Origin of the sequence: Hyphomicrobium sp., from assembly GCF_020852195.1 — a bacterium.
GTDB lineage: Bacteria > Pseudomonadota > Alphaproteobacteria > Rhizobiales > Hyphomicrobiaceae > Hyphomicrobium_C.
This window is the reverse complement of the sequence record NZ_JADZBI010000032.1, coordinates 1-25,880: the sequence shown is the minus strand read 5'-3', so window position 1 is coordinate 25,880 and position 25,880 is coordinate 1. Positions and strand designations below refer to the sequence as shown.

22 protein-coding genes are annotated in these 25,880 nt (G+C 67.7%); 9 read left to right on the top strand and 13 right to left on the bottom strand.

Annotated elements, in window-relative coordinates:
• The 3 genes from IT540_RS02660 to IT540_RS02650 all read left to right on the top strand — a co-directional run.
• On the top strand, positions 1–704 hold a 704-nt coding region (locus IT540_RS02660; RefSeq protein ID WP_291172865.1), incomplete at its 5' end, for a cytochrome c biogenesis CcdA family protein.
• Positions 705–707: 3 nt separating this feature from the next.
• On the top strand, positions 708–1,529 hold the full coding sequence (gene thiD, locus IT540_RS02655; RefSeq protein WP_291172862.1) for a bifunctional hydroxymethylpyrimidine kinase/phosphomethylpyrimidine kinase: 822 nt from the start codon (positions 708–710) through the stop codon (positions 1,527–1,529).
• A gap of 462 nt (positions 1,530–1,991) precedes the next feature.
• On the top strand, positions 1,992–3,323 hold the full coding sequence (locus tag IT540_RS02650; RefSeq protein WP_291172859.1) for an MFS transporter: 1,332 nt from the start codon (positions 1,992–1,994) through the stop codon (positions 3,321–3,323).
• A gap of 106 nt (positions 3,324–3,429) precedes the next feature.
• Here the strand turns inward: IT540_RS02650 and dgcA are convergent, their stop codons facing one another.
• Both dgcA and IT540_RS02640 read right to left on the bottom strand, forming a co-directional pair.
• On the bottom strand, positions 3,430–4,413 hold the full coding sequence (gene dgcA / locus IT540_RS02645) for an N-acetyl-D-Glu racemase DgcA (RefSeq protein ID WP_291172857.1): 984 nt from the start codon (positions 4,411–4,413) through the stop codon (positions 3,430–3,432).
• A gap of 74 nt (positions 4,414–4,487) precedes the next feature.
• Positions 4,488–7,340 carry a hypothetical protein gene (locus IT540_RS02640; RefSeq protein ID WP_291172855.1) on the bottom strand — a complete coding sequence of 951 codons (2,853 nt, stop codon included), beginning with the start codon at positions 7,338–7,340 and terminating at the stop codon, positions 4,488–4,490.
• Positions 7,341–7,863: 523 nt separating this feature from the next.
• Here IT540_RS02640 and IT540_RS02635 point away from each other — a divergent pair.
• From IT540_RS02635 to IT540_RS02625, 3 genes are all read left to right on the top strand, one after another.
• Positions 7,864–8,298, top strand: coding sequence for an Hpt domain-containing protein (locus tag IT540_RS02635; RefSeq protein WP_291172853.1), 435 nt, complete (start codon positions 7,864–7,866; stop codon positions 8,296–8,298).
• 310 nt (positions 8,299–8,608) lie between these two features.
• Positions 8,609–8,929 carry a 2Fe-2S iron-sulfur cluster-binding protein gene (locus IT540_RS02630; protein WP_291172851.1) on the top strand — a complete coding sequence of 107 codons (321 nt, stop codon included), beginning with the start codon at positions 8,609–8,611 and terminating at the stop codon, positions 8,927–8,929.
• 62 nt (positions 8,930–8,991) lie between these two features.
• On the top strand, positions 8,992–10,047 hold the full coding sequence (locus tag IT540_RS02625) for an NAD(P)/FAD-dependent oxidoreductase (RefSeq protein ID WP_291172849.1): 1,056 nt from the start codon (positions 8,992–8,994) through the stop codon (positions 10,045–10,047).
• 28 nt (positions 10,048–10,075) lie between these two features.
• On the opposite strand, the gene IT540_RS02620 is transcribed toward IT540_RS02625, so the two are convergent.
• From IT540_RS02620 to lptF, 7 genes are all read right to left on the bottom strand, one after another.
• Positions 10,076–10,918: an arylamine N-acetyltransferase gene (locus tag IT540_RS02620; RefSeq protein WP_291172847.1), complete on the bottom strand. Its 843-nt coding sequence runs from the start codon at positions 10,916–10,918 to the stop codon at positions 10,076–10,078.
• A gap of 64 nt (positions 10,919–10,982) precedes the next feature.
• Entirely contained in the window at positions 10,983–11,888 is a 906-nt protein-coding gene (rsmA, locus tag IT540_RS02615) for a 16S rRNA (adenine(1518)-N(6)/adenine(1519)-N(6))-dimethyltransferase RsmA (protein WP_291172844.1), read from the bottom strand.
• The gene (gene pdxA / locus IT540_RS02610; protein ID WP_291172840.1) at positions 11,888–12,934 is read right to left on the bottom strand and encodes a 4-hydroxythreonine-4-phosphate dehydrogenase PdxA; all 1,047 of its coding nucleotides are present in this window, start codon (positions 12,932–12,934) and stop codon (positions 11,888–11,890) included. The genes rsmA and pdxA overlap by 1 nt, the downstream gene beginning before the upstream one ends.
• Complete coding sequence (locus IT540_RS02605; RefSeq protein ID WP_291172837.1) at positions 12,934–14,151, bottom strand: peptidylprolyl isomerase; 1,218 nt, start codon at positions 14,149–14,151, stop codon at positions 12,934–12,936. The genes pdxA and IT540_RS02605 overlap by 1 nt, the downstream gene beginning before the upstream one ends.
• Positions 14,152–14,433: 282 nt before the next feature.
• The gene (locus tag IT540_RS02600) at positions 14,434–16,842 is read right to left on the bottom strand and encodes an LPS-assembly protein LptD (protein ID WP_291172834.1); all 2,409 of its coding nucleotides are present in this window, start codon (positions 16,840–16,842) and stop codon (positions 14,434–14,436) included.
• An 87-nt stretch (positions 16,843–16,929) separates the two neighbouring features.
• The gene (gene lptG, locus IT540_RS02595) at positions 16,930–18,024 is read right to left on the bottom strand and encodes an LPS export ABC transporter permease LptG (protein WP_291172831.1); all 1,095 of its coding nucleotides are present in this window, start codon (positions 18,022–18,024) and stop codon (positions 16,930–16,932) included.
• Positions 18,025–18,030: 6 nt separating this feature from the next.
• Complete coding sequence (gene lptF / locus IT540_RS02590) at positions 18,031–19,359, bottom strand: LPS export ABC transporter permease LptF (protein ID WP_291172828.1); 1,329 nt, start codon at positions 19,357–19,359, stop codon at positions 18,031–18,033.
• A gap of 529 nt (positions 19,360–19,888) precedes the next feature.
• Here lptF and IT540_RS02585 point away from each other — a divergent pair.
• Complete coding sequence (locus IT540_RS02585; protein ID WP_291172825.1) at positions 19,889–21,442, top strand: leucyl aminopeptidase; 1,554 nt, start codon at positions 19,889–19,891, stop codon at positions 21,440–21,442.
• 203 nt (positions 21,443–21,645) lie between these two features.
• Here the strand turns inward: IT540_RS02585 and IT540_RS02580 are convergent, their stop codons facing one another.
• From IT540_RS02580 to IT540_RS02570, 3 genes are all read right to left on the bottom strand, one after another.
• Positions 21,646–22,416 carry a hypothetical protein gene (locus IT540_RS02580; protein ID WP_291172822.1) on the bottom strand — a complete coding sequence of 257 codons (771 nt, stop codon included), beginning with the start codon at positions 22,414–22,416 and terminating at the stop codon, positions 21,646–21,648.
• Positions 22,417–22,505: 89 nt separating this feature from the next.
• On the bottom strand, positions 22,506–22,718 hold the full coding sequence (locus tag IT540_RS02575; protein WP_291172819.1) for a hypothetical protein: 213 nt from the start codon (positions 22,716–22,718) through the stop codon (positions 22,506–22,508).
• A gap of 8 nt (positions 22,719–22,726) precedes the next feature.
• Complete coding sequence (locus tag IT540_RS02570) at positions 22,727–23,290, bottom strand: hypothetical protein (RefSeq protein ID WP_291172816.1); 564 nt, start codon at positions 23,288–23,290, stop codon at positions 22,727–22,729.
• Positions 23,291–23,393: 103 nt separating this feature from the next.
• Between IT540_RS02570 and IT540_RS02565 the strand changes: the two genes are divergently transcribed.
• Both IT540_RS02565 and mazG read left to right on the top strand, forming a co-directional pair.
• Positions 23,394–23,984 (top strand): DUF2306 domain-containing protein, encoded by a 591-nt coding sequence (locus tag IT540_RS02565; RefSeq protein WP_291172813.1) that lies wholly within the window; start codon positions 23,394–23,396, stop codon positions 23,982–23,984.
• A 150-nt stretch (positions 23,985–24,134) separates the two neighbouring features.
• Entirely contained in the window at positions 24,135–24,959 is an 825-nt protein-coding gene (gene mazG, locus IT540_RS02560) for a nucleoside triphosphate pyrophosphohydrolase (RefSeq protein ID WP_291172811.1), read from the top strand.
• Between the two features lie 20 nt (positions 24,960–24,979).
• On the opposite strand, the gene hflX is transcribed toward mazG, so the two are convergent.
• A partial coding sequence (gene hflX, locus IT540_RS02555; protein ID WP_291172808.1) for a GTPase HflX occupies positions 24,980–25,880 on the bottom strand: 901 nt, incomplete at its 5' end.

The following is a 25,880-nucleotide window of genomic DNA, read 5'->3' as shown; positions in this document are numbered from 1 at the left end:
GTACAACCTTCGAGGAGATGTCGCACGAGAAGGGGCTCGAGCGCACGGTGTGGCGGCGCATCGTGCTGGCCTCCGTGTGCTTCGTGCTCGGGTTCTCGACCGTGTTCGTCGCGCTCGGAGCTAGCGCGTCGCTGGTGGGACAGCTCATCCAGACCTGGCGCGCCGAGCTCTCCATCGCGGCCGGCATCGTGATCATGCTGTTCGGCCTGCACTTCCTCGGCGTGCTGCGCATCCCGTTCCTGCTCACCGAGAAGCGCTATCAGCATGACTACGAGGGGGCGAGCCTGCTCGGCGCCTATGTGCTCGGTCTCGCGTTCGCCTTCGGATGGACACCGTGCATCGGCCCGATCCTGGCCACCGTGCTGGCGCTCGCGGCCAACGAGGCGAGCCTCGGCGCCGGCGTGCGGCTGCTCGCCGTCTACTCGCTCGGCCTCGGCATCCCGTTCGTGCTGGCGGCGGTCGCGATCCGGCCGTTTCTGTCGTTCATGCAGCGTTTCCGTCGCCATCTCGGGCTCATGGAGAAGATCATGGGCGTGGCGCTCGTGCTTACCGGCATCGCCTTCCTCAACGTGTTCGACTGGTTCTCCATCCAGGCGCTCGGCCAGTGGCTGATCGAGACCTTCCCGGGGCTGGCGCGCATCGAGGAGCTGATGATGCCCGAGAAGCTGCAGGAGGACCTGCGCAACTTCACGCCGGGAGGCTAGCCCGTGGCTTCCCCGGAGACCGCCACGCCGATCGCGCTCACCATCGCCGGATCCGACAGCTCGGGTGGCGCCGGCATCCAGGCCGACCTCAAGACGTTCACGGCGCTCGGCGTCTACGGTGCGTCCGTCATCACCGCCATCACGGCCCAGAACACGCAGGGCGTGCAGGGCGTGCTGACGCTGCCCTCCGACATCATCGCCGCGCAGATGACGTCGGTGGCGTCGGACCTCGCCGTCACCGGCATCAAGACCGGCATGCTCGGCGACCGCGTGACCGTGGAGACGGTTGCGGATGGGCTGGCCCAGTTCCGGGGCGTGCCGCTGGTGATTGATCCCGTGATGGTCGCCACCAGCGGCGATGTGCTGCTTGCGCCCGATGCGGTCGAAGCCGTGCGCACGCGCCTTTTCCCGCTGGCGACCGTCGTGACGCCGAACCTGCGCGAGGCGGCGCGGTTGCTCGAGGGCCCGGTGGCTTCCACCGACGACGAGATGGAGACGCAGGGACGTCGCCTGCTCGCGCTCGGCCCCGAGGCAGTGCTGATCAAGGGCGGGCACGGCGAGGGGGCAGAGGCCACCGATATCCTGGTCCTCCCGTCCGGCTCTCTGCGGTTCTCGGCGCCGCGCATCGCGACGCGCAATACGCACGGCACGGGCTGCACGCTGGCGGCCGCGATTGCCGCGCGCCTCGCCGAAGGCGACACGCTGCCCACGGCGGTAAATGCGGCCAAGGATTTCGTCTGGCAGGCGATCTCAGCAGGCCGGGCGCTCAGGGTCGGCAACGGCGACGGCCCCGTGGACCACCTGCATGCAATCCGGCGACGCTAGCGCGTGTGCGGAGCAAGTGACCGCACAAGGCTCCGGTCAGTGCCGGAAAGATCCTAGGAAAACATACGTCTACGTTTGCGGTCGGTCGCTAGGTTCCGCCCTGAGGCTATGCCGACGGGCAGGGGCGCATCACACCATCTGTGGCCGTATTGCATCGCGAGCGGCGCAATGCGCTGCCCCAATGCTGCCACGGTCTTGTAACGTCGGCAGGGTTCTGCAACTCTCCTGCTTGTGCAGCGCCGTCGTCGGGGGGCGATCGAGCAGCGCACAGTTTGACTACTTTTGGGGGGAGCCGACCGGCGATCAGGGACTCCGTTCAGCTCGGCAAAAAACCGGTCCGGATCATCCGGGCCGGTTTTTTTCTTTACTGGCGCCCACATGTGCTCCGGGGCCGCTCGCGCCGGCCCCGAACGTCTGCTAAAGGCGCCGGCAACCAACCGGAGCGCAATGCGGACAGCCGACATGGGGAGAGTGCCGAACGACGGGGAGAGGGGCCAACGCGGCGCCGCTTCCGCCGGCTATGGCGTCCGGCTCGGCGCGTTCTACGGTGCGCTGTTCCTGATCCTCGGCGTGCATCTGCCCTATCTGCCGGTGTGGCTCAACGGGCGTGGGCTCAGCGCCGAGCAGATCGCCATCGTCACGGCGGCGCCGTTGTTCCTGCGCGTGTTCATCACGCCGACGGTCGCCATGCTGGCCGACCATACGGGTGCGCACAGGCGGCTGATCAACGGCCTCGCGTGGCTCGCGCTCGTGCTGGCGCTGCTGCTGGCGCAGGCGCACGGCTTCTGGGCGATCTTCCTGCTTGCCGTTCCGCTCGCGATCGCGTTCTCGACCATCATTCCGCTGACCGAGACCGTGGCTGTCGCCGGCGTGCGTGCGCATGGGCTCGACTACGGCCACATGCGGCTTTGGGGATCGATCACGTTCGTGGCCGCGGGGTTCGTCGGCGGCTGGCTGATCGACCGCGCCGGAGCCGGCGTGGTGATCGGCTGCATCGTGGCAGGTGCCGTCGCGACCGTCGCTTTCGCCTGGCTGCTGCCGGAGCGGGTGAGCGCGGCCGCAGCCAGCGGGGGTGAAGGTCAGGGGAGCATCCCGTCTCGCCATGCGGCTGACGTTCGGGATTCCCCCCCTTCTGACCTCCCCCACAAGGGGGGAGGAACGCGTGGCGCGCAGGGAAGCATCGCGGAGGTGCGCGGGCTCGTCGGCTCGCCGGTGTTTCTGGCATTTCTCCTCGCCGCGGGCGCAGTGCAGGGCGCGCACGGCATGTTCTACACCTTCGGCGCGCTCGCCTGGCAGGCGCAGGGCATCTCGACCGCGTGGGTCGGTGCGCTGTGGGGCGTCGCCATCGCGGGCGAGGTGGCGCTCTTCGCCTATTCCGGTTCGGTCGTGCGCCGCTGGGGTCCGGTCACGCTGCTGGTCGCTGCCGCGGTGGCCGCCGTGGCGCGCTGGGGGCTGATGAGCCTCAGTCCGCCGCTCGCTGTGCTCGTTCCACTGCAGTTGCTGCACATGCTGACCTACAGCGCGTCTCACCTCGCCGCCATGCACTTCATCTCGCGTGCAGTGCCGGAGCGGGCGCAAGGCACGGCGCAGGCGCTTTATGCGACGGTGGCCGCCGGCGTACTGCTCGGCGGTGCGACGCTGCTTTCCGGCTGGCTCTATGCTTGGGTTGGCGGGCACGCCTACCTGGCCATGGCCGTGCTGGCGGCGATCGGCCTCGCCGCAGCGCTCGTCGTGCGTGCGCGCTGGCATGGCGGGCTGTTGTGGGATGGCGGGTCCACGAAGCCGGCGCGATAGGCATGGGCTTGTTGCCACGAGACGTGCCTGGACTCCGGCCTTCGCTGGAGTAACAGAGAGTTCACGGGCGCGTCTCAGCCGAAGCAAGACGCTGGCGGGCCGTGCGTCAGCCCCAGAGGCCCGGGGGAGGGGGATGCAGCCAGCCGTCCTCGAAGCGCACGGGCGGCTCGCGGTCGCGGGCGAGCAGCAGCGGTCCGTCGAGATCGATCCAGTCGGCTCCCTGTGCGAGAAGGAACGCCGGTGCGATGGCGAGCGACGTCGCCACCATGGAGCCGACCATCACGTCGAGACCGGCCGCACGCGCGGCGTCTTGGAGCGCCAGCGCCTCGGTCAGGCCGCCAGCCTTGTCGAGCTTGATGTTGATCGCGGCGTAGCGATGCGCGATCTGCGCCAGGTCGGCCCGCGTGTGCACGCTCTCGTCGGCGCAGACCGGCACGGAATGCACGAGGCCGTCGAGCATGTCGTCGGCGCCGGCGGGCAGCGGCTGCTCGACCAGCTCGAGGCCGGCCATGTCCGCGGCCGCCAAGAACGGTCCCAGCATATCCTCGGTCCAGGACTCGTTGGCGTCGGCGACGAGGCGCGCGTCGGGGCGAGCGTAGCGTACGGCGGCCATGCGGTCGATGTCGCCATCGCCGCCGAGCTTGAGCTTGAGGAGGCGGTGCGCCGATGCGGCGCGCGCGGCGCAAGCCATGCCTTCGGGTGTGTCGAGGCTCAGCGTGAAGCAGGTCTCCACGGCGGAAAGTGGCGCCACGCCCGCGCGCACGGCGGCCGCTATGCCGGTCGCCTTGGCCTCGAGATCCCAGAGCGCGCAATCGAGCGCGTTGCGCGCAGCCCCCGGCGGCAGCGCCGCCGCGAGCGCCTTGCGGCTCCGAAGCGCGTCCGGCATCCGCGCGGCGGCCTCGATCGCCGCCACGACGGTTTCCGGGGTCTCGCCATAGCGCGCATAGGGCGTGCATTCGCCCTGTCCCGTCGCGCGTCCGTCCGACAACGTGACGCGGATCACGACCGCCTCCGTCTTGGCGCCACGCGCGATGACGAAGGGCACCTTGAGCGGAAAGCGCTCTATGGCGGTGGACAGCGTGACGGTCATGGGAGCGTGGAGAGCCCTTGTGTGGCGACGGCGACGAGGGTTGGACGAGCGAGGTGTGCGGAGGCGAGCGGAGCTTACGTGATGCGTCCGCTCACGTGGGCCAGGAACAGGTAGACGCGGCCCATGTCGGAGAGGAGATGCGCGTTGACGGCGCGGCCCGACGGATCGCGCTGCTCGGCGTCGCGGCGGATGTTCTCGAAATCGATCAGGTAGTGGTTGATCGTGCGCTGCAGGTCGGCGTCGGTGCGATAGCGCATGCTGAGGTCGTCGAAGATGGCGCGGCCCTCTGGGCTGTAGAGGCTGCGCACCATGACGCCGCGCTGTCCGGCCGCGATGCGCTGCCAGAGAGCCGCCGTGGTGGCGGGGTCGAGCGCGCGGGCGATGATGTCGATCTGATTGTGGAACGGCACGCTCGATGCGGTCGCGTGGTGCGCGCCGGGGGCGCCGCCGCCCTCGTCGTCGCGCGAGGCACGCGCCAGGAGGTCGCCCAGCGACCAGCCTTCGCGGTTGTCGCCGCCGTTTCCAGGCCCGCCGGGGCGGGGCAGCGCGGGCTGGTAGGACTGCGGCTGTGGCGGTGGGCGATAGCCGGCCCCACGCGTCTCTGCAACATAGGACGCCGTCAGTGTGCCCGAGCCCGGCGCGCCATAGGGCGACGGCTGCGGGGGCGTGACGTCGCGGCCGACGATCGAGCGCGTGGTGAGGTTCGAGAGCTGCTCGATGGCGCGGAGCTGGTCGTGCAGCGCGCGGCGCATGGCCTCGGCGTTCTCGCGCGTCGCCGTGGGCAGGCGGTCCATCTCCTGCTTGAGGCGGGCCTGCTCGGCGGCGATGTCGGCCGCGGCGCGGCTGGCGCGCTGGCGCACCTCATCAGAGGTCTCGTCGAAGCGGCTGGTCAGCGAGGTGAGCTGCTCGTTGACGACGTTCGAGATCGACGAGAAGCGGTTCCGGAGCTCATCGAGCGTGCGGTCTCCCTCGGCGCCGGCCTCGAGACGGAAGCGCTCGAGATCGGCAAGGGCCGCGTGCTGGGCGGCCTCGGTGCTGGCGCGGAGCTGTTCTGCGGCTGCCCGCGCGCGCTGCTCGGCGCTGGTCAGCGAGCCCTCCATGGTCGAGGAGAAGCCTTGCACGAAGCGGCCGAACTCGTCGGCCTTGCCGGTGAGCTGCTCCATGGTCTGCGTGAGCTCGGCGTGGCGGCCCTGCAGCGTCGACTCGATCTTGAAGTTGGCGTTCTCGAGCGAGTTGGCGGCGCGCATGATCGCCTGCCCCTGGCCCTCGAAGCGGTTGGTGACGGAGTTGATCTGCGCCAGCAGGTTCTCCGACACGCGTTTCAGCATATCGGACTGGCCAGCAAGGCCCTCGATGGCCTTCAGCGACTGGCGCGTGATGTTCTCGCTCGTGCGGCGCACCGAGTTGATGCCGTGCATCAGGCTCTCGTCGAGGTTCACGGCCTGGCGCGCAATCGTCTCGCTGAAGGTCTTGGCGTGGCTGTCGAGGGCGTTGGTGAGCGCGCGGGCCTTCTCGGCCACCGCGGTGTCGATGTTCATGGTCGAGCGCACGATCGATTCGTCGAACATGCGGAGCCGCTGGCCGAAGGCCGCGTCGAGCGCTTTGGTGCGCTCGACGAGCTGGATGTCGAGCGCCTGCGCGCGGTTGGAGAGCGACGTGTCGAGCGCGCGGGCATACTCCTCGAACACGCGCTGCAGGTTCTCGGTGCGCTGGTTCAAGGAGACGTCGAGGGTGTCCACGTAGCTCGCGATGGCCGACTGGAGCTGCTCGGTCCTGGCGCCGAGCGCGGTGGCGAGCCCGGAGGTATAGCCCTCGAGCATGACCTGCAACTGCTGAGTCTTGCCGCCGAGCGCGTTTTCCAGACGGTCCGTGCTCTGTCCGACGGCGGTCTCGAGCTGCGTCAGGTTCTCGCCCGCGCCCTGGATGATGCCGGCGAGCTTGATCTGCTGGTTGGAGAGGCGGTCGATCAGCGTCGGGATGTCGGTGCCGAGCGTCTTCAGCGTCTCGGTGACGCGCTCGCTGGTCGAGAGCAGCGAGGAGCGCTCGCCCGCCAGCTCCTGGATGAGCCCCTTGATCTTGCGCTCGTTCTCCTCATAGGAGCGCTCGAGCGCGGTCACCTCGTTGTGCACCAGCGCCTCGAGCTCGCCGGCGCGGCCCAGCGCGCGCGAGATGGCATCGTTCATGAACGACACCTGCCGGCGTACGGCTTGGCCGAGGGACGCCACCGACTGCTCGGCCATGCGGTCGGGCTCGGCGAGGCGGATCGCGACCTCGGTCATGGTCGACGAGCGCAGGCGCAGCTCGTCGGAGCGCCAGGCGAGGAGCGCCAGCGCCCACAGTACTGCGATGGGCACGATGATGGCCGTCACCGTGAGGAACGTGGACGGCTTCTCGAACAGCGACAGGAACGTGGCGCCTGCCTCGAGTTCGGCGCGCACGATGATCCACGAGAAGACGAAGCAGATCATCGTCCAGCCGAGGGTGGCGATGGCGGCGTACTTGAACGGCGTCGACGAGGGCTTCTGCTCGAGTGCGTAGATCAGGCCGCCGATGGAGGGCGCGTCGTCGTTGGCCGCGATCTTGTGCCGGGGCGGTCCGGCGGGACGCCGCCGCGCCATGCGCCGGACGGGCTCGGCCTGGATCGGCTCGGCGGCGCGTTCGTTGCCGGTCGGCGCGGCGCTCTGCGCGCGCGCGGCCATGTTCGGGAGCGGCGGCGGCAGGCGGTGATGGACGGCGGCCGTGGGCGAGCCGAGATTGACGATGGTGCTCGGCGGCAGAACCAGAGAGAGCGAGTCCACTTTCGCGGCCTCGGGTGCACTCTTCGGCTCCTCACTCTTCGGCGTGTCCGTCTTCGCAGTGCCGGACTTGGCGGTGCCGGATTTGGGAGGCTCGGTCTTCGGGGTGTCGGCCTTAGCGGTTTCGCTCATGGGCGGGAGGGACGGAGGGATCGGCGGCGGACCCGCAGACGTGCCCGTTGCCGGGGATGCGGGTGCAGCCCCGTCGGACGGCCCCTTCTGGGCAGCCGCCGCGCCTGTTTTCTGATCCTGAGCCATCCACCCGTCCGCACCGGAATACGCCGGCTGCCCCCGATGATACTGCAGTCCAAGGCTTGTGCTCAAACGGGTTTTCTGCCCGTAAGCGGTGCCATCAACTTCCTTTTTTCTCTCGGGGCGGTCGCGCCCCGCAGCGTCCGTTGCTCAGAGAGCCGAGTAGGCCGCGTTTGGGGCCAAATGAAGTTCGCAGAGCCCGGCGCTTCGCCGCACCGGCGCAGCCGAAAACAATTGAATAGAGGCGTGTTTTAATATACGTGTTAACAGTTACTTAGCGTATTGCGTTCAGACTTTGTTATAGCACGCCGGAGCACGCCGCCTCCGCGCCTGCGGATCCTGGGGCCGACGGGACTGGCCTTGGGGTCGATCGAGAACCCTCCCGAGACAGGTTCTGAACGCAATGGGCCCCCTGAGAGAGCGCTCGACATTCCGTCGCCCCGATAGCCGCGCGCGCGCCGCCGCCGAGCCGCCGGCACCCGCCATGCCGGCCGCGGAGCCGATCGACCGCGTCCACCTCGGCCGCTACACCCTGGGCAGCCCGCTGCTCGAGCGGGAGATTCTGGGGCTTTTCGTGGCCCAGCTTCCGTTGAGCATCGAACAGCTCCGCTTCGCGGCCACCGACCGGGAATGGCAGACTGCCGCCCACACCATCAAGGGCTCTGCCCGCGCCGTCGGCGCTTGGCAAATCGCAAGCCTGGCGCGCGAGGCCGAGCAGACCTCCGGCGTTGCCGATGAGGACGAGCGCGATCGCATCCTCGCCACGCTCGAGGCCGCCTGCGAGACGGTGCAGGGCTACGTCGAGGAGACCTTCCCGCCGGAGCGTCCCCGCGCCTAGAGCGCGATCAGCTTTGATTGAATCGAGATCGCGCCCCAGCCTTTTGGATGAGACCGATGATTCACGCTTCGGACTGGTAGGGTCCGAAGCGATCATGGTCTAGGCGTGGCGTTCCTTTGGTGTCTGACCGCCATCAGATTCGCCACGACTGGCTGACACAACTCGTGTCTTCATCAGCCTTTTTTGCTACCTCCTGCGGCCCACTCCGGCGCGGCGACGGGGAGCTTGAATTCGGGGGACGGGCCCTTTAATCCTGCCGCCACCATACTCCGTACAAGGGAGGGCAGCAGGATCTGGGAGCCAGCCGTCGATGGTTAAACTCGTATTTATCCAACCCGACGGCGACAGCCAGACCGTTGAGGCCGAGCCCGGCGTCACCGTGATGGAGGCGGCCAAGCTCAACGACATCGCGGGCATCGAGGCCGAATGCGGCGGCGCCTGCGCGTGCGCCACCTGCCACGTCTACGTCGATGCCGACTGGGTGGAGAAGACCGGCAAGCCAGAGGCCATCGAGGAGGACATGCTGGATTTCGCCTTCGATGTGCGCCCGGAAAGCCGCCTGAGCTGTCAGATCAAGGTGACCCCCGCCCTCGACGGATTGACGCTCCGCGTGCCGGCCAAGCAGTTCTGACGAACACGTTGTCACAAGTGGAGTGCGCATCGGCGGCGCGCTGCGAACCAGGAGATTGATCCATGGCTTTGGACGAGGCCGCCGCGGTCGCGGACACCGGTGCAACGGAATTCGATGCGGTGGTGATCGGCGCCGGTCCGGTCGGGCTGTTCGCAGTGTTCGAGCTCGGGCTGGTCGACATCAAGACGTGCGTGATCGACATCCTGGACCGGCCGGGCGGGCAGTGCGCCGAGCTCTATCCCGAGAAGCCGATCTACGACATTCCGGCGCTGCCGACGGTCACCGGTCAGGAGCTGACCGACCGCCTCATGGAGCAGATCAAGCCGTTCGGGGCCGAATTCATCTTCAGCGAGCGGGTGGACGAGCTGCAGCGCGGCGAGGACGGCCGCTTCCACCTCAAGACCGACGCCGGCCGCGAGATCATCGCCAAGGTGGTCGTCATCGCTGCGGGCGGCGGATCGTTCACGCCCAAGCGCCCGCCGCTGGACGGCATCGAGGCGTACGAGGGCAAGTCCGTGTTCTATGCGGTGCGGCGTATGGAGGATCTGCGCGGCAAGGACGTGCTGATCGTCGGCGGCGGCGACTCGGCGCTGGACTGGACACTCAACCTGGCGCCGATCGCGAATTCATTGACCCTGCTGCACCGGCGCGACGAGTTCCGCGGGGCGCCGCACTCGGTCGAGAAGATGCGCGCGCTCGTCGCGGAGGGCAGGGTGCGCCTGCTCATCGGGCAGGTGACGAAGCTCGACGGTGCGGACGGCCAGCTCGAGGCGGTCACGGTGAAGACGGCCGGCGGCGAGGAGCGCGTCACGGCGAACGCGATGCTGCCGTTCTTCGGCCTCACCATGAAGCTCGGCCCCGTAGCCTCGTGGGGGCTGAACCTCAACGAGAACCTGATCCTGGTCGACACCGAGAAGTTCGAGACCAGCGAGAAGGGCATCTTCGCCGTCGGCGATATCAACTTGTATCCGGGTAAGCTGAAGCTGATCCTGTCGGGCTTCCACGAGGCGGCGCTGATGGCGCAGGCCGCCTACAAGATCGTGCACCCGGACAAGAAGCTCCTGTTCCAGTATACGACCTCGTCGTCCAGCCTGCAGAAGAAGCTCGGCGTGAAGTAGCTCAAGGCTTCGCTATATAGAGCATTCCCTATGGGGGTGGTGTTGCGGATGGCGCGAGCACCGAGGCCAGAGCCGTCTCGAGCTCGGCGGACGCCGGGACGTTGATCCGGAAAACGGTCCGGAGAAGCGCAATCGCATCGTTCGGGTTCTCGATCGTGCGCCGCTCGCTTTCGGCGCCGACACGGTGCCGGGCGTAGTCCGCCCCACGAAGCGCGTAGCGTACGCCCGGCTCGACGCGCGCTGCGAGCAAGCGCTTGCGGAACGGCGAAGCCGGATGTGTGGAGACATACCAGTTGCCGACCTCGAAATCGATGTCGGCCTGGGGCGCGAGATCGAACGTATAGTAGTGGTGCCAGTTGGGGCCGATGCGGGCGCGCAGCGTGTAGGTCTCGCCGCGGCGTGTCAGCCGATAGGGATCGTGCGGCGTCTGCTGCTCGTCCTCGCTGTCGAGGCGCAAGGGGCCTGTCGGCGTCATCCCGCCAAAGCCGACGTCGACCGTGTAGCGGACACCGTCGATCGTCACCAGAATGAGCACGTGCGTGCGCGCCGAGGCGGTCCAGGCCTCCTCGGGCTCGTGCATGATGACGCGCCCGGTCAAGGGCCGGGCGTCGAATCCGAGCGCGCGCAGGAGATGCAGGAACAGCAGGTTCAGCTCGAAGCAGTATCCGCCGCGCCCCTCCAGCAGGATTTTCCGCTGCAGCGAAGGAAGATCGAGATGCACCCGTTCGCCGAGAACCATGGCGAGCGTTTCGAACGCAATCGCTTCCACGTGATGGCTCTGCAGCGCGGCGAGGGTATCGGGCGATGGGGTGGTCGGGCCGCCGTAGCCGATGCGGGCGAGATAGGCCGCGATGTCGACATGGTCCGCCACGGGTCCGATATCTCCTTTACTTCACACAGCACAGCGCGCCTTTCGCAAAGGGACAATAGCGCCTTCAGCGGCCCGCGATCGAGCGCTCGTAGACGAGGGCGAGCTTGGCGAAGTCGCGCACGCTCAAGCGTTCCGCGCGCAAGTCCGCCGCGATGCCGGCGGCCGCAAGCAGCTCCTCTGGGTTGGGAACCAGCGTCTTCAGGGACGCACGCAGCATCTTGCGGCGCTGGCCGAAGGCGGAGGCGGTGACGCGGCCGAGGGCTGCGACCGAGCAGGCGGGCTGCGGGACCTCACGCGGCGTGAAGACGACCACGGCCGAGGAGACCTTCGGCGGCGGCGTGAACGCCTCGGGCTTGAGGGTCAGCGCGATGTGCGCGTGGCTGCGCCACTGGGCGATGACCGACAGGCGCCCGTAGTCCTTGGTCCCCGGCACGGCAACGATGCGCTCTGCGACCTCCTTCTGGAACATCAGCACCATGCGGTCCCACCACGGCGGCCACGGATCGGTCTCGAGCCATCCGACGAGCAGCGTCGTCGCCGCGCCGTAGGGGAGGTTGGCGGCGATCACGGCCTTGCCCGCGAAGGCGCCGAGAAGGGCGCGCCAGTCCGCGCTCAGCGCATCGCCCTCGTGCACGTCGAGCTGACCAGGATAGCGGGCGGCGATCTCGGCGAGTGCGGGCAGGCAGCGGGAATCCCGCTCGACGGCGATGACTCGCGCGGCGCCTTCGAGCAGCAGCGCTCGTGTCAGGCCGCCAGGTCCTGGCCCGACCTCGATAACCGTGCGTCCGTCGATGGCACCGCCCGCGCGCGCGATGCGGCGTGTCAGATTCAGGTCGAGAATGAAGTTCTGGCCGAGGCTCTTCTTGGCGGCGAGATCGTAGCGGCGGATGACCTCGCGCAGCGGTGCTAGGCCATCCGGGCTCGCGCCCGGGCGTGGCTCCGTGCCGTTCTCGCCCGAGGTGCCGCCCATCAGACGCGCTCGGCGCGGCGCCGCGACATCGCATCGGCAACCTTGATGGCCTCGATCAGGCTGCGAGCCTGCGCCGTGCCGCTGCCGGCAATCGGGAAGGCCGTGCCGTGGTCGGGCGACGTGCGCACGAACGGCAGCCCGATGGTGACGTTGACGCCGCGGTCGAAGGCGAGCGTCTTGATCGGGATCAGCGCCTGGTCGTGATACATGGCGAGCACGGCGTCGTAGGTCTCGCGCGCCGCGGCATGGAAGAGGGTGTCCGCCGGATATGGCCCCGTGACGGCAAGCCCGGCGTCGCGCAGCGCGGCGATGGCGGGCGCGATGATGCGCTCATCCTCGTCGCCGAGCCGGCCGTCCTCGCCGGCGTGCGGATTGAGGCCGGTCACCGCGATGCGCGGCCTGGCGATGCCGAAGTCCTCGATCAGCGAGCGGTTGAGGATCCCGGCCGTGCGCACGATGCTGCGGGTCGTGATCGCCTGCGGGACATCAGCCAGGGGGATGTGCACCGTCAGCGGCACCACCTTGAGCTCGTCGGATGCGAGCAGCATCACGGGGTGGGCGTCCGGCATGCCGAAATGCGTCTCCGCCAGCGTGCCCAGGAACTCCGTGTGGCCGGGATGGGCGAAGCCGGCCGCCATGAGCACGCTCTTGGCGACCGGATTGGTCACCACGGCGCGCGCCTCGCCTTTGCGGATCGCTAGGACGGCTGCCTCAATGGCGCCGATGACGGCCGGTGCATTGCGCGGATCGGGCTTGCCCGCACGCGCGGGGGCCGCGCAGGCGAAAGGCCAGACCGGAAGACTTCTCTCGAAGACGGGTGCGGCGCGCGCGAGGTCGGTGACGGTCTCGACCGCGACGTCGACGCCCAGCGCGGCCGCGCGGGCCGCGAATGTCTCGGGATCACCGAAAACGACGAACGGGGGGAGGGCGTGGCTCTCTCTCTCTCTCCAGGCGGCGAGCGTGATGTCGGGGCCGATTCCCGCCGGGTCACCCATCGTCATCGCGAGAGGTGCCGACGTGAGCCCATCCGGCTCGCGCGCGCCCATCAGCGGATCTCGATGGCCGCGTCCTGCCGCAGGTCCTTCAGATGCTTCTGGGCGAGGACCTCGAACTCCTTCTGGCGCAGCTCGTTCTGTGCCGTCTCGCGCACCGACGTCTCGGCCTTGCGGCCGCACAGCGCCCACAGCTCGACGCCGGACTGGCTGACGCTCGCCGGCAGCAGGTCTCCGTCGCGGGCGTTGAGCAGCAGGCTGCGGGTCGGCTCGGGGATGGTGGACGGCTTGCGTGTGCCCAGGTCCTCGTACCTGCCGCCGGCGGAGGCGGCGAGGGTCGGGAGCGATGCGCAGCCCGAGAACTGCCGCGACAGGGTATCCGCCTCGGCAATGCGCTGGGCGATGATCGCCTGGTCGACCGACCCCGGCAGCGGCAGCGTGATGCGCTGGACCAGCAACTCGACATCGCTCTGGGCCGCGACGCCCGTATTGGCGACGAAGGCATCGACGTCGCGCTCGGTGATGGCGACCAGATGCCCGAAGCGTCGCCGTACGACCTCGCGCCACGACATCTCGGCCTTGAAGCGGCTCCTCATGGTGCGGATGTCGACGCCCATGCCCTTCATGTGCTGGCCGAACTGCTCGAGCGTCATCTTGTTGCGCTCGGCGATGCCCGACAGAATCTTGTCCACCTCCGCGTCGTCGGAGATGGCGTTGAGGCGCTTGGCCTCCTGCAGCTTGAGCTTCTCCTCGATCAGCTCGTCCTGGGCCTTGCTGCGCGAGCCCGCGAGCGCGCCGGCGCGGGACTCGCGCTTGAGCTGGGCCATCATGTTCGCCTGCAGGTCCTTGATGAACTTCGTCTGCAGCGCGCGCGCCTCCTCCTGAGTCTGCACGTTGTTCTTGCGCAGAAGCTCCTTGAAGCGCTCGTTGGTCTTGGGGTTCTGGACGATCGCCTTCCAGCGCGCCTCGGCCTTGGACTTGAGGTCATTGACTGCGCCGCCGCTCTGGAGAGAGAGGAACGCCGCGCGCTGCTCTATCTCGTAGGCGGTGATCGGCTCGTCGTTGACCAGCACCGCGATCGACTGGCCGCCCTTGCGGCGCGGAGCCGTGGTGCCGTCGGGCGGGCCGGCCTCGATGTTGGCCGTGCGCTCGGACTGGGCCAGGCGCAGCGGCACGCCAGGCTCGGCGGCGCGCGTCACGGTCGAGCCTGCTCCCCCGATGAGCAGAGCGGCTCCCGAGACTGCGGCAAGCGTGCGGATCAAATCGGGCATCGATGCTGTCTCGTCAGCAGGTAACGGGCCATGAGGTGACCGGGTTGATGACAGTAAGCGCCGGCCCGACCGCCGCTCGCAGCCAGCGGTCATGAGCATAGAGCCTGTTCGGCATGCACGCAAAGACGGCTTATCCACACCAACCATGGCGCGGGCAAGGCGACCCGGCCTCCGCGCCAAGCTGCCGCGTGGGTGAGGCCAGGCGGGAAAGCAGGACTGGGCCGGAGATGCAACTCGTGCCGGAGGGGCCTGGGCGGTCCGCGGACCCTTTACGTAGGGAGGCTACGGGTTGGTGCGAACGGCGGTCGAGTCCTCGCCGCCGAGGAAGTCCACGACATTGGTCTGATAGTTGAAGCCGCCGAGATGCTTGAACTCGAGGCGGAACATGACGACCTGGTCGGGCTCGATGTCGCGGCTCGCATCCTCGATGAAGGTCTCGCTGTAGGTCGCGCTCAGCATGAAGCACTCATCCAGATAGGCGAGCTGGATGGAGTCGGTCAGCACGCGATCCTCGTCGAGGTCGTAGCGGATCGAGCCGGACAGCGTCCAGCGATCGGTCAGCCGCAGCGTCGCGGAGCCGAGGATCTCCTCCTGCTTTTCGTAGGCATTGCTGGCGTAGATGTCGCTGTAGACCTGACCGTAGGTATAGGTCGCGGCGGCGCTCAGCGGGCCGTACGTGAAGAGTGCCGTCAGGTCCTCGCGACGGAGCGAAAGGTCGTCCTCGTCGAAGCGCGATTGCGAGATGACGCGGAAGACGTCGGTCGGCGCGATGTAGGCGCCGAGCACGTAGTCCGATTCGTCCGTATCGAGGCCGCTCCTCGGATTGAAGCGGTTGCTTCCCTCGTCATAGGCGTTCTCGCCCGAGAGATGGAAGCTCTGGCCGGCCAGAATGCGCGCATAGCCGACCGGGCCCTGGAACGTGTACTGCACGCCGACGTTGGCGCGCACGCCGGTCTCGAGCCGGTCGTAGCCCGAGAACTTGGAGGTCTCGAACAGGTTGGTGTCGTCGAAGATCAGGCTCTGCGCATCCTCGTTCGGCAGGTCGTCCTGCTGGACGCTGGAGTTGTGCGCCACGACCTGTCCGATCGGCTCGATGACGTGCGAGGTCGCGCCGACGTTGGCCACCCACGGATAGGAGACGGTGGCGCCGCCCGTTGCGAGGCCGCGCAGGAAGCTGTCGTCGAGATTGGCGGTCAGGGGGTCGTTCGGATCCTCGTAGTTGATCTGGTAGATGTCGCCGCGAAGCTCGCCGAACGGCGTGTAGGTGATGCCCACCGCGTCCGTGAAGCGGCGGCGCCACTTCACCTCGGTCACGACGCGGTTCATGTCCTGCGACAGCAGGTCGGAGCCCGACCTGACGTCGGAGCGCGAGAAGCTCAGCGCATTCGTCTTCCACCTGAGCTCGCCGCCGAGCACCGGATCCTTGAAGACGTAGTTATGGTCGATCACCGGGTGGACGTAGGATTCCGTCTCGTCGTTGTCCTCCACCAAGAGTCCACCGAAGTGGTACATCCTGGCGCTGAAGTAGCTGCGGTCGCCCTGGCCCACGAGGAAGACGTCGTTGACGCGGTCGGTCAGGAGCACGCTGTCGAGCTTGTAGAAGCGGCGGAAGGAATCATCGCTCTCGATGATCGCGTTCCAGCCGTAGCTCCACCAGCTCGAAAGCGAGAAGCGGCCGTGTGTCTCGAGGCTGCCGCGCCAGCCGTCCAGATTGCGGGCGTTGGCCGGGTTGGTGGAGGCGGACGGCAGGTCCGTCCAGTCCTGGTCGATGGCCGCGAACGACACCGTGTACTCGCCCGTGGCGAGCTTCTGGCGCCAGTCGCCCTGCCAGAGCACGCCCTGCTCGCTCATGTAGCGCGGGCGGAACGTGAAGTCGTAGTGCGGCGAGAGCGCGAAGTAGTAGGGCAGCTCGAAGAAGATGCCGAGGTCGTTGGAGTTGCCGTAGCTCGGCGCCAGGAAGCCGCTCTTGCGCTTCACCGACGGATCGGGGTGCTCGAAGTAGGGCAGGTAGCCGACAGTCACGCCGTAGAGCTTCAGCTCGGCATCTTGGTAGGAGATGGTGGCGGCGGACTGGTCGTGAATGATGCGCTTGGCGCCGATGCACCAGAGCGGCGGCACGTTGCCCTCGCTCTTACAAGGCGTGAAGGTCGCCTCCGAGAACTCCGTGACGTTGCCCTCGCGCCGCTCGCCGCGCTCGGCGGTGATGCGCGAGTCGTCGCGCGTGACGACCGAGAGTGACTGCACAAAGCCGTCCCGGAAGTCGTCCGTCAGCGTGTAGTTGTCGGCGCGGATGACGTTGCCGTTCGCCTCCTTGAGCTCGACGTTGCCCGAGGCGGAGAGCGTGTTGGCGCTGCGGTCGTAGATGACCTGATCGGCCGTCAGCACGTTCTTGTTGTAGTAAATCTCAACGTTGCCGCGCGCGATCACGCGGTTGCCCGCGTTGTCGTAAATCAGCTCGTCGCCCTGCAGGTAGAGGGGCAGGGTCTTATCGAGCTTCTGCGGCTTGCCGAAAATGCCACCGGGTGTCTCGGGAAAGGCCGAGACGCCGCGGCCCATCGGGCCTGTCTGGGCGGCTGCCGGATCCGGTCCGGCAAGCAGCGCAACCCCCATGAGCACAAGGGCCGAGGTGAGCTGCGTGAGGAGGCGCGCCCTGCGGGAAACGTCAGGAATGGTGGGAAAAGGCAGGCGCAAACGCCCCCGTTCCACCGCCCTCAGGCGGGGACAAGAGGTGGAAAACTCTGTGCATGTCGCCAGCAATTTGCGCGCAACACGCATCACTCAGCCGTCCTCCTGGTGCAGCAGCACCGTAACCGAACACAGGATGGCGAGGAGCACTGGAACCCAAACCGCCGCCCAAACCGGGGCGAGGCCCGCTGTTCCAACTTGCCTAGATATTTCCGCGAAAAGGAAAAACCCAAAGCCCCCTACCATTCCTGTAACGACCATAGTCTGGATCCCCCCGGAGCGGAATGACCGCAACGACACAGTCGCCGCCAAAAAGACCATGGCAATGCACAGCAGCGGGCGGGTCAGCAGCAGCTCGTATTGAGTGCGCAAGGCCGAGGATGAAAGACCAGCTTTTTCCGCAATATAGATGAGATCCGGTAGCTCCCAGAAGGAGACCGAGATGAGGGTGCCGAAAGCGTCGGCGGCGCGCTCCCGGGTTAGGTAGGTGGAGAGCAGATAGCTACCGAAGGTTTCGGGCTCGCGTCCGACCGCCGAAACGACGGCATCCTTCAGCACCCAGAACCCTTCCTCCAGGTGGGCCTGCTTGGCGTCGATGCGCTCCACGAAGCTGCCCTTCTTGTCGTAGACGAAGGCCGTCACGGAGGTGAGCTCCGTGCCGCGCCGCTGGGCGGATGCGGCGCTCAGGATGGACTGTCCGTCGAGGCCGTCCTGGCGCAGCCAGGGGCCAGCGGCTCCCTGGTTCAGTCCCGATGATTCCCGGCCGAAAGCCTCCGCATAGAGCCGCTCGGCCTGGTCACGGGCCCGCGCCGCCAGGGGATTGAACGTCGTCGTGCTGAAGATGCCGAGCAGCAGGGCAACCGTTATGCCCGGGCGCAGGAACTGCCAGACCGACATGCCGCCGGCGCGCATCACCGCCAGCTCGCTCTTGCGGGCCAGCATGAGGAGGGCGCCGATCGACCCCACGAGCACGGCGAACGGCAGCAGAATCTCGGTATAGGCCGGAAGCCGCAACACGGTGATCCAGGCCAAGAGCCATCCGGGCACGCTGCCGTACTTGCCGGCCTGGCGCAGCATCTCCACGAAATCGATCATGAAAATCAACACGGTGCACAGCCCGAACACGGCAAAGATGGCGAGCAGGAAGCGCATGCCGATGTAGAGCGAAAGGGTCGAGATGCGCGGCATGGGCGGCTAGCCTCCCGTTCCGGCGGCACCGGCCAGCCGGCGGCGCGCAAACCGCTGCCGCAGGCTGTCCGCGAAGGCCGTGACCGCGTCCACGAGACGGTCGAGGCGCGCCGGTCCGTTCGAGGGCCGCGCGCCGCGGACGATCAGGACCAGGGAGACGCCGATGGCGACGAGCGGGATCAGGTAGAGCACGGGCACGGCGCTCGCGTGCATTGTCACGACGTTGTTGGCAGCCATGCCGGCGAGGCGGATGCCGACGCCGGCGAGGAAGCAGAGGCCCATGCGGGCGTGCCGGTTCTGGCGGGTGCTCTGGGCCTGGCCGACCATGGCGATCGCCATCAGAACGAACGCCAGCGGATAGAGGGCGCTCGAGAAGCGCTCATGCAACTCCGACCGCAAGCGGCCGGCGGCCTCCTCCTCGCGCGACCGGCCTTTCTTGCCTGCGCTCTTCTCGGCCGCAGGTTTCTTGTCGGCGGCAGCTTTCTTGTCCGCGGCGGCTTTTTTGTCGGTCGCGGCCTTCTTGTCAGCGGCCGTCTTGTCCGGCTCGCTCTTTTCCGGGGCGATGAGCTCGCCGAAATAGCGCTCGCGCGGCCTCAGTTCGGTCGCCGCTCCGGTCTCGCGCTTCTCGAAGCTGTCGAGATCGACCGCATATTTCTCGAAGGCGATGATCTGAGTCGGCTCGGTCGCGGCGCCGGCCCGACGCAGGATGTGCCCGTTCATCATGAACAGGTAGGTCGAGCCGTTGTCCTCGACGAGCACGCCTTTCTCGGACAGGTACGACTGCACTTCGTTCCACTTGCGGGCGTCGTGCAGCACGAGCCCGTGCAGCGTGCCGTCGAGCGTGCGCTCGCGGATGTGGAAGGTGAGCCCGCGCTCGGGAGAGGAGAAGCGGCCGGGCTGGATCACCTGGGTGAGCAGGTCGGTACGCACCTGGATCACGATCTCGCGCAGCAGGCGATAGCTCCACGGCGCGGCGAAATGATTGACCGCGGTGATGAAGGCCATGATCAACAGCGCCAGCGTCACGAGCGGTTTGGTGATGGTCCACGCGGTGGCGCCGGAGGCTGTCAGCACGATGATCTCGCTGTCGCTGTTCAAGCGGTTCAGCGTGTGGATGGTCGTGATGAGGAGCGCAAAGGGCGTGATCACGGCCACGAAGCTCGGCAGGCCGAGCGTCGTCATCTTGATCAGGGTGAAGGCGCTCTGGCCGTGGGCCGTCACCACGTTGAGCTCGCGCAGCGCCAGCGAGATCCAGACGATGCCCGTCAGCGAGAGAAGCACGAGCATCAGCGCGCTGCCCGTCTGCCGGAAGACATATCGTGAGAAAATCGTCATCTGACGTCGATCACGCTCGGCTTCGTGCTGGGCCACGCACCGGGGATCAACGGAGGGCTCGCTGCCACCAGGGTCGACGCGGTCGTCTTAACCGGCCGTGCCACACGCCCCGCGACGTCTCGGGCCCGATTCTCCCCCCGGCTCCCTTGTGGTCTCGTTCCACGCAAGGATGGCGGAATTTCGACTGTTCTCCAAGCCTCTAGCCCAAGCGCCGCAGGGGACGGCAGGCCAGGCACCCGGCGCCCCGTCGCCCTGTCGCGGCCGTCCGCCGGAACGGGACGCGGGGATTAAGCTCGAAGACGACATTTTAGGCTGCGGCGGCTTGCACTTCGCCGGCAAGCGGCTAATTTCCACAGCGAAGATCGAAAAGCCACCCCCCGCCCTATACGGAAGCACGGCCGCGGCAGACGCCCGCGTGGGCCCTGCCCCAGCGATGGCGCGAGGCCATGCGCGCCGGCTGGGTGGAAGACCCGGTCCGCCGCGTTAATCCTCAACCCTCTCCCGTCCCTCGAGGAGCACCAGCAAGAGAATGACGACCCCGCTCGAAATCACCTTCGCCCGCCTCGACGCGGCCCCGCTGGCCACCGTCGCCGCCTTCGTCGGCCAGGATCTCGCCCTGCCGCCAGCTGTGCAAGCGCTCAACACCCGCAGCCAGGGGCTCCTGCTCAAGGCCGCGGAGGCCGCCGAGTTCAAGGGCAAGCTCAAGTCCTCGATCGAGATCCTGGCGCCCCAGAAGCTCGACGTGCAGCGGCTCGTCCTGGTCGGGACCGGCAAGACGGCCGAGCACGACGACAGCGGCTGGGCCAGCCTCGGCGGATACGTGCTCGGACAGATCACGGCGCGCAAGACTGTGGAGGCCTCGGTCATCGCCGATGTCGGCAGTGCCGGCGCGAAGCCCGAGGTGGTTGCGGCGAACCTCGCGTTCGGCGCGCTCCTGCGCCACTACAGCTTCCGCAAGTACCTGACGAAGAAGAACGGCGAGGAGGGGGCCGCCAACGGCAACTCCGCCGAGCAGAAGCCCGCGAACGACCGCCTGGTGAAGCTCGTCGTGCACTGCGCCGATCCGGAGAAGGCGCGCGCCGCCTTCGAGGCCAAGCGCGCCGTGGCGGACGGCGTCTGCTTTGCGCGCGACCTCGTCAACGAGCCCGCCAACGTGCTCGGGCCGGTGGAGTTCGCCGAGCGCGTAAAGGAGCTCGAGCGGATCGGGCTCGAGGTCGAGATCCTCGACGACAAGACGCTGAAAGAGCTCGGCATGAACACGCTGCTCGCGGTGGCGCAGGGCAGCGTGCGTCCGGCCCGGGTCGCCATCATGCAGTGGCACGGCGCCAAGTCGAAGCGCGCCAAGCCGCTTGCCTTCATCGGCAAGGGCGTGGTGTTCGACACCGGCGGCATCTCCATCAAGCCGTCCGCCGGCATGGAGGACATGAAGGGCGACATGGGCGGTGCGGCCGCCGTCACCGGCCTCCTCTATGCGCTCGCCGAGCGCAAGGCGCCGGTCAACGCGGTCGGGCTCATCGGTCTGGTCGAGAACATGCCGTCGGGATCGGCGACGCGTCCGGGCGACATCGTGACCTCGCTGTCGGGGCAGACGGTCGAGAACCTCAACACCGACGCCGAGGGCCGCCTCGTGCTGGCCGACGTGCTCTGGTACGCGCAGGAGCGCTTCAAGCCGCGCTTCGTGATCGATCTGGCGACGCTGACCGGCGCCATCATGGTGGCGCTCGGCAAGGACTTCGCGGGGCTGTTCTCGAACGACGACAAGCTCGCGGACCAATTGCTCGCAGCCTCGAAGGCCACCGGCGAGAAGGTATGGCGCATGCCGCTCGACAAGTCCTACGACAAGATGCTCGACAGCAAGAACGCCGACGTGAAGAACATCGGTGGGCGCTGGGGCGGGGCATGCACGGCGGCAGCGTTCCTCAACCGCTTCATCAAGAAGGACGTGCCGTGGGCGCATCTCGACATCGCCGGCACGGCCATGGACGCGCCCAAGAACGAGATCAACACGAGCTGGGGCTCGGGCTGGGGCGTGCAGCTCCTCGACCGCTTCGTGGCCGATAATTTCGAGAAGGCGGAGAAGTAGGACGGCGCTGCTAGCGGGAGCGCGTCCGTCGCCGTGAGTTCGGATGCGCTTCTGTTAATCTTCTGTAAAGGCGATCCCTCTCCCTGTTATTTTCCATAATATATATTATGCGAATGATCAGGGAGTGGCGGATTGGAGCGTGGCTGCCAGATGACGCGGCGAATTTGGAATCCGCCGTGGGTGCCATACCCAACCCGTTAGCTTCAAGGGAGCCCTTCCTCCGCAGTCCGCACCACGGCCGCGATCAGGGATGCGTAGACCGAGGCCACGAAGCCGGTCAGCACGTTGACGCTGACCGCGATGGCGATCAGGCGTGCCCAGTGCTCGCTCATCACCGTCTTGAGCAGCGTGACGATGAAATCGTCGAACGCCTGCTTGAGCTGGAAGAACAGCTCGCTCACCTGGCTGACCGACGGCTTCTGCGGCAGCTCCCAGACGAGCCGCCACCCGATCTCGCCCACGCTCGTCGTCGTGAGGACGCCGGCCGCGGCCAGCGCCGCGATGCCGGCCGAGAACGCAAGGCCCAGCGGCGGCGCAAGGCGGAAGTAGCCCCAGCGCCACGGCTGCGCCCGGAACGAGACCGAGAGCCCGCGGAGCGCGCTGGCGCCGACGTAGGTCGTGATGCCGAAGACGACGGCGACCCAGAACAGGCGGTCGCTTTCCGTGCCGGCGAACGTGAACAGCGCGGCGAGCCCGGCCAGCACAGCCTTCAAGAGCGCCTCGACGCTGCCCACCAGGGCCACGAACAAGAGCCGCGGCGAGCGCAGGCCCTCGAAGTAGAACGGCAGCTCGAACGAGAGCCGCTTGGTCTCAAGGCCGAGCCCGAGCACGAGGCTCAAGGCGGCCGTCAGGGCCGCGAACAGGAAGGGATGCGTGTAGCCAAGCCAGGCGACGCCGGCCACAGCCGCGATCTCCGCCACCATGATCACGCCGTTGAGCAGGATGCGGATGACGATCATGACGGGGGACTGCACTCTGGAGACGGATGGTCCGCTCCAAGCTAAAGCGCTTCCGCGCCGTGGCAAACCACTTTCTGACCGCGCTTCCGTCAGGCAGCACGCACCTAGTTCAACAGCCGTGCGCGTTCGTGCACCCGCGCCTGCGGGTCATACCGATCCTGCTCGTCGAGAGCCGTTCGGTCGACCTCCTCCGCGGTGCCGGGAATGATCGCGCCGCGTATGCGCTCGATACGCTCGGCCGGACTCTTCCGAGGCGGCACGATCCAGCTATCGGTGACAGCGTCGTAGACCTTGAAGTGATGAACAGTCACCCTCATGGAAACCTCTAATCGAGAAGCGACACCGTGCTCTCCGGCTGGCAGCGGGCCTCGCTGATCCTGGCCAATGTCGCGTTGAACGGGAACGAGCGGCGGAACATGCGGAACTCGCCGCCGGTGTCGCCCACGATCTGAAGCTCGCGCTGGGTCTCGCCCTCGGCCATGGACATGAGATAGGCCTCGACGACGTAGGGCTCGGTGCCTTTCGCAAGCTCGAGCTTGCCCTTGTAGAGCGCCGAGCCGCCGGGATTGGCCGCGCCTGCGTCGAGCCGCAAGGCCGTCGCCCCGCAGCGCTGCTCGCGGCCGATCACCTCGATGCCGCACCAGCCGTCGCCGCAGCGCGCGAGATCGAGCGTCAGCATGCAGGGCTTGTCGCCGCAATCGACGCCGGCGCGCGCCATCTCGTAGGAACGCCCTTCCCAGCGTCCCGCGAGATCGACCGTGGCCTGCGTCGGCGCCGGTGTGGTGTCGTCGGCCACATCGCCGGCTCGGGCGAGTTGCCCCGCCGTAGCCAGAACACAAAGCGCAGCGATGCTCGCAATGATCCGAATGCCCCGTGCTGCTCTGGCCATGACGCGAGATTTCACCTCCGAAAAATTGATCGCGATACCGACGACACCAGCACGGGCAGGCGAATTTGTGTCGCGCTTGCTCCTCGCTATCGCGATTTGCGTCTTGATCTCCCTCGCTATCCCGACCGGCGTCGTCGCCCTCGTGCAGGGTGTGGGCGCCATGCCGCTTCCCTTCAACCTGCATGTGGTGGACGCGCGCCTGCCCGGTATCTTCAAGCTGCACATGCTGGCTTCCGGTGCCGCGCTCGTGCTGATGCCAGCCGTGATCGCGACGCGCCGCTGGCGCTCGTGGCACCGGCCGCTCGGCCGCCTTACCGCGATCCTCGTCGTTGCCGGTGCTCTGACAGCGTTTCCGGTTGCGTATGCGAGCGTGTCGGGTCCCGTGGCGCGGCTCGGCTTCGCGGCGCAGGGCGCGACGTGGCTCGGGCTTATCGTCTGGGGCGTGGTCGCCATCCGCCGCAAGGAGCGTGCGCGCCACGCGACCTTAATGCTGGCCATGGCGGCGGTTGCTTCCGGCGCCATCTGGGTGCGGCTCACGACGGCCGTCGCCACCTCCTGGGGGCTGCCGTTCGACCCTATCTACGCGTGCGCGACGTGGCTGGGCTGGCTGGTGCCGCTCGGCCTCGTGCTGGCGCTCTCACCGGTGTCCATTCTTTCCGGGCGCCGACCACCCCGCACGGCCTTCGCCACCTGACGCGCACTCGACTAGGGCCGTTCCGTTTTTTGATTGAACCGCGGAACGGCTCTAGATCTTTGTTTATCGTGCTTCTTTTCGGAAAACCGGTTCCCACTTTTCCGGAAGCACTCTAGGTTCGGCCGGATCATCAGCAACGGCCGGACCCTCATGACACCATCGAAAGACATCGCGCGGCTGGTCGAGATCATGGCGGCGCTGCGCACGCCCGGCACCGGCTGCCCGTGGGATCTCGAGCAGACCTTCGCGACCATTGCGCCCTACACCATCGAGGAAGCCTACGAGGTTGCCGACGCCATCACCCGCGGCGACCTCGTCGATCTCAAGGACGAGCTCGGCGATCTCCTGCTGCAGGTCGTCTATCACGCGCGTATGGCCGAGGAGGACGGCGCGTTCGCATTCGGCGACGTGGTGGAGGCGATCACCGCCAAGATGATCCGCCGCCATCCGCATGTGTTCGGCGACAAGGCGGGCACGCTCACGCCCGAGGAGGTGAAAGGCGCCTGGGAGCGGATCAAGCAGGAGGAAAAGGCCGAGCGCGCGGCGCGCAAGCGCATTGCCGAGGAGCCCGGCCTGCTGGCGAGCGTCAAGGGCGGGCAGCCGGCCTTGAAGCGCGCGCTCGACCTGCAGCGCAAGGCGTCCACCGTCGGCTTCGACTGGAACGACCCGCGCGCGGTGCTCGCCAAGATCCGCGAGGAAGCGGACGAGATCGAAGCCGCGCTGGATGACGGCGACAACGCCCACATCGCCGCGGAGACCGGCGATCTGCTGTTCGCCGTGGTCAATCTGGCGCGGCACGCCGGCGCCGATCCGGAGATGGCGTTGCGCGCCGCCCACACCAAGTTCGAGCGGCGGTTCGCCCATATCGAGCGCGCCCTCGCCGCCCGCGGCCGCACGCTCACCGAGGCGACGCTCGCCGAGATGGACGCGCTGTGGAACGAGGCGAAGGCAAGCGAAAGCCCGACGGCTTCCTGACGGCTTGCCGGCGCCGCGTCTTATGGCGGCGGCTCAGCCGCCGTGAACTTCCGCAGCGTGATGTCGCGCTTGGTGTCGTCGACGCGCACCGTCATGGCGATCCGGCCATCCTCCATGTGCTTGTCGAGCACTTCTGTATTGCGATGCAGCCAGCTGATGCCGGCGCCGTCGGCGGCATCCACCGAAAGCTGTAGCGTGACTTTCTTCGCGGCAAGCCGCTCCTCGATCGCCGCGAGCAGCGCATCGATGCCCTCGCCGGTGACGGCCGAGACCAGGAAGCATGGCCGTTCCGGCGGCCGCCGCGCGGCGATGTTGGCAAGGTGCTGCCGCGCCTCCGGATCGAAGCGGTCGATCTTGTTCCAGACCTCGATGATGCGCTGGCCGCCGTCCATGTCGATGCCGAGCTGGCGCAGCACGGCGTCGACGTCGTGCTGCTGCGCCTCGGTGTCCTCGTGCGAGATGTCGCGGACATGGAGGATCACGTCGGCCTCGATCACCTCCTCCAGCGTGGCGCGGAACGCCGCCACCAGCATGGTCGGCAGGTCGGAGATGAAGCCCACCGTGTCGGAGAGCATCGCCTTGCCGCCGTGCGGCAGGGTCAGGGCGCGCAATGTCGGATCGAGCGTGGCGAACAGCATGTCGGCCGCCTGCACCTCGGCGCGGGTCAGACGGTTGAACAGTGTCGACTTGCCGGCGTTGGTGTAGCCGACCAGCGCCACCACGCGATACGGCACCCGCCGCCGCCCGGCGCGATGCAACCGCCGCGTCGCCTGCACCTTCTTCAGCTCGGCCTCGAGGCGCGTGATGCGCTCGCCGATCATGCGGCGGTCGGCTTCGATCTGGGTCTCGCCGGGACCTCCCATGAAGCCGAAGCCGCCGCGCTGGCGTTCGAGGTGCGTCCACGACCGCACCAGCCGGCTG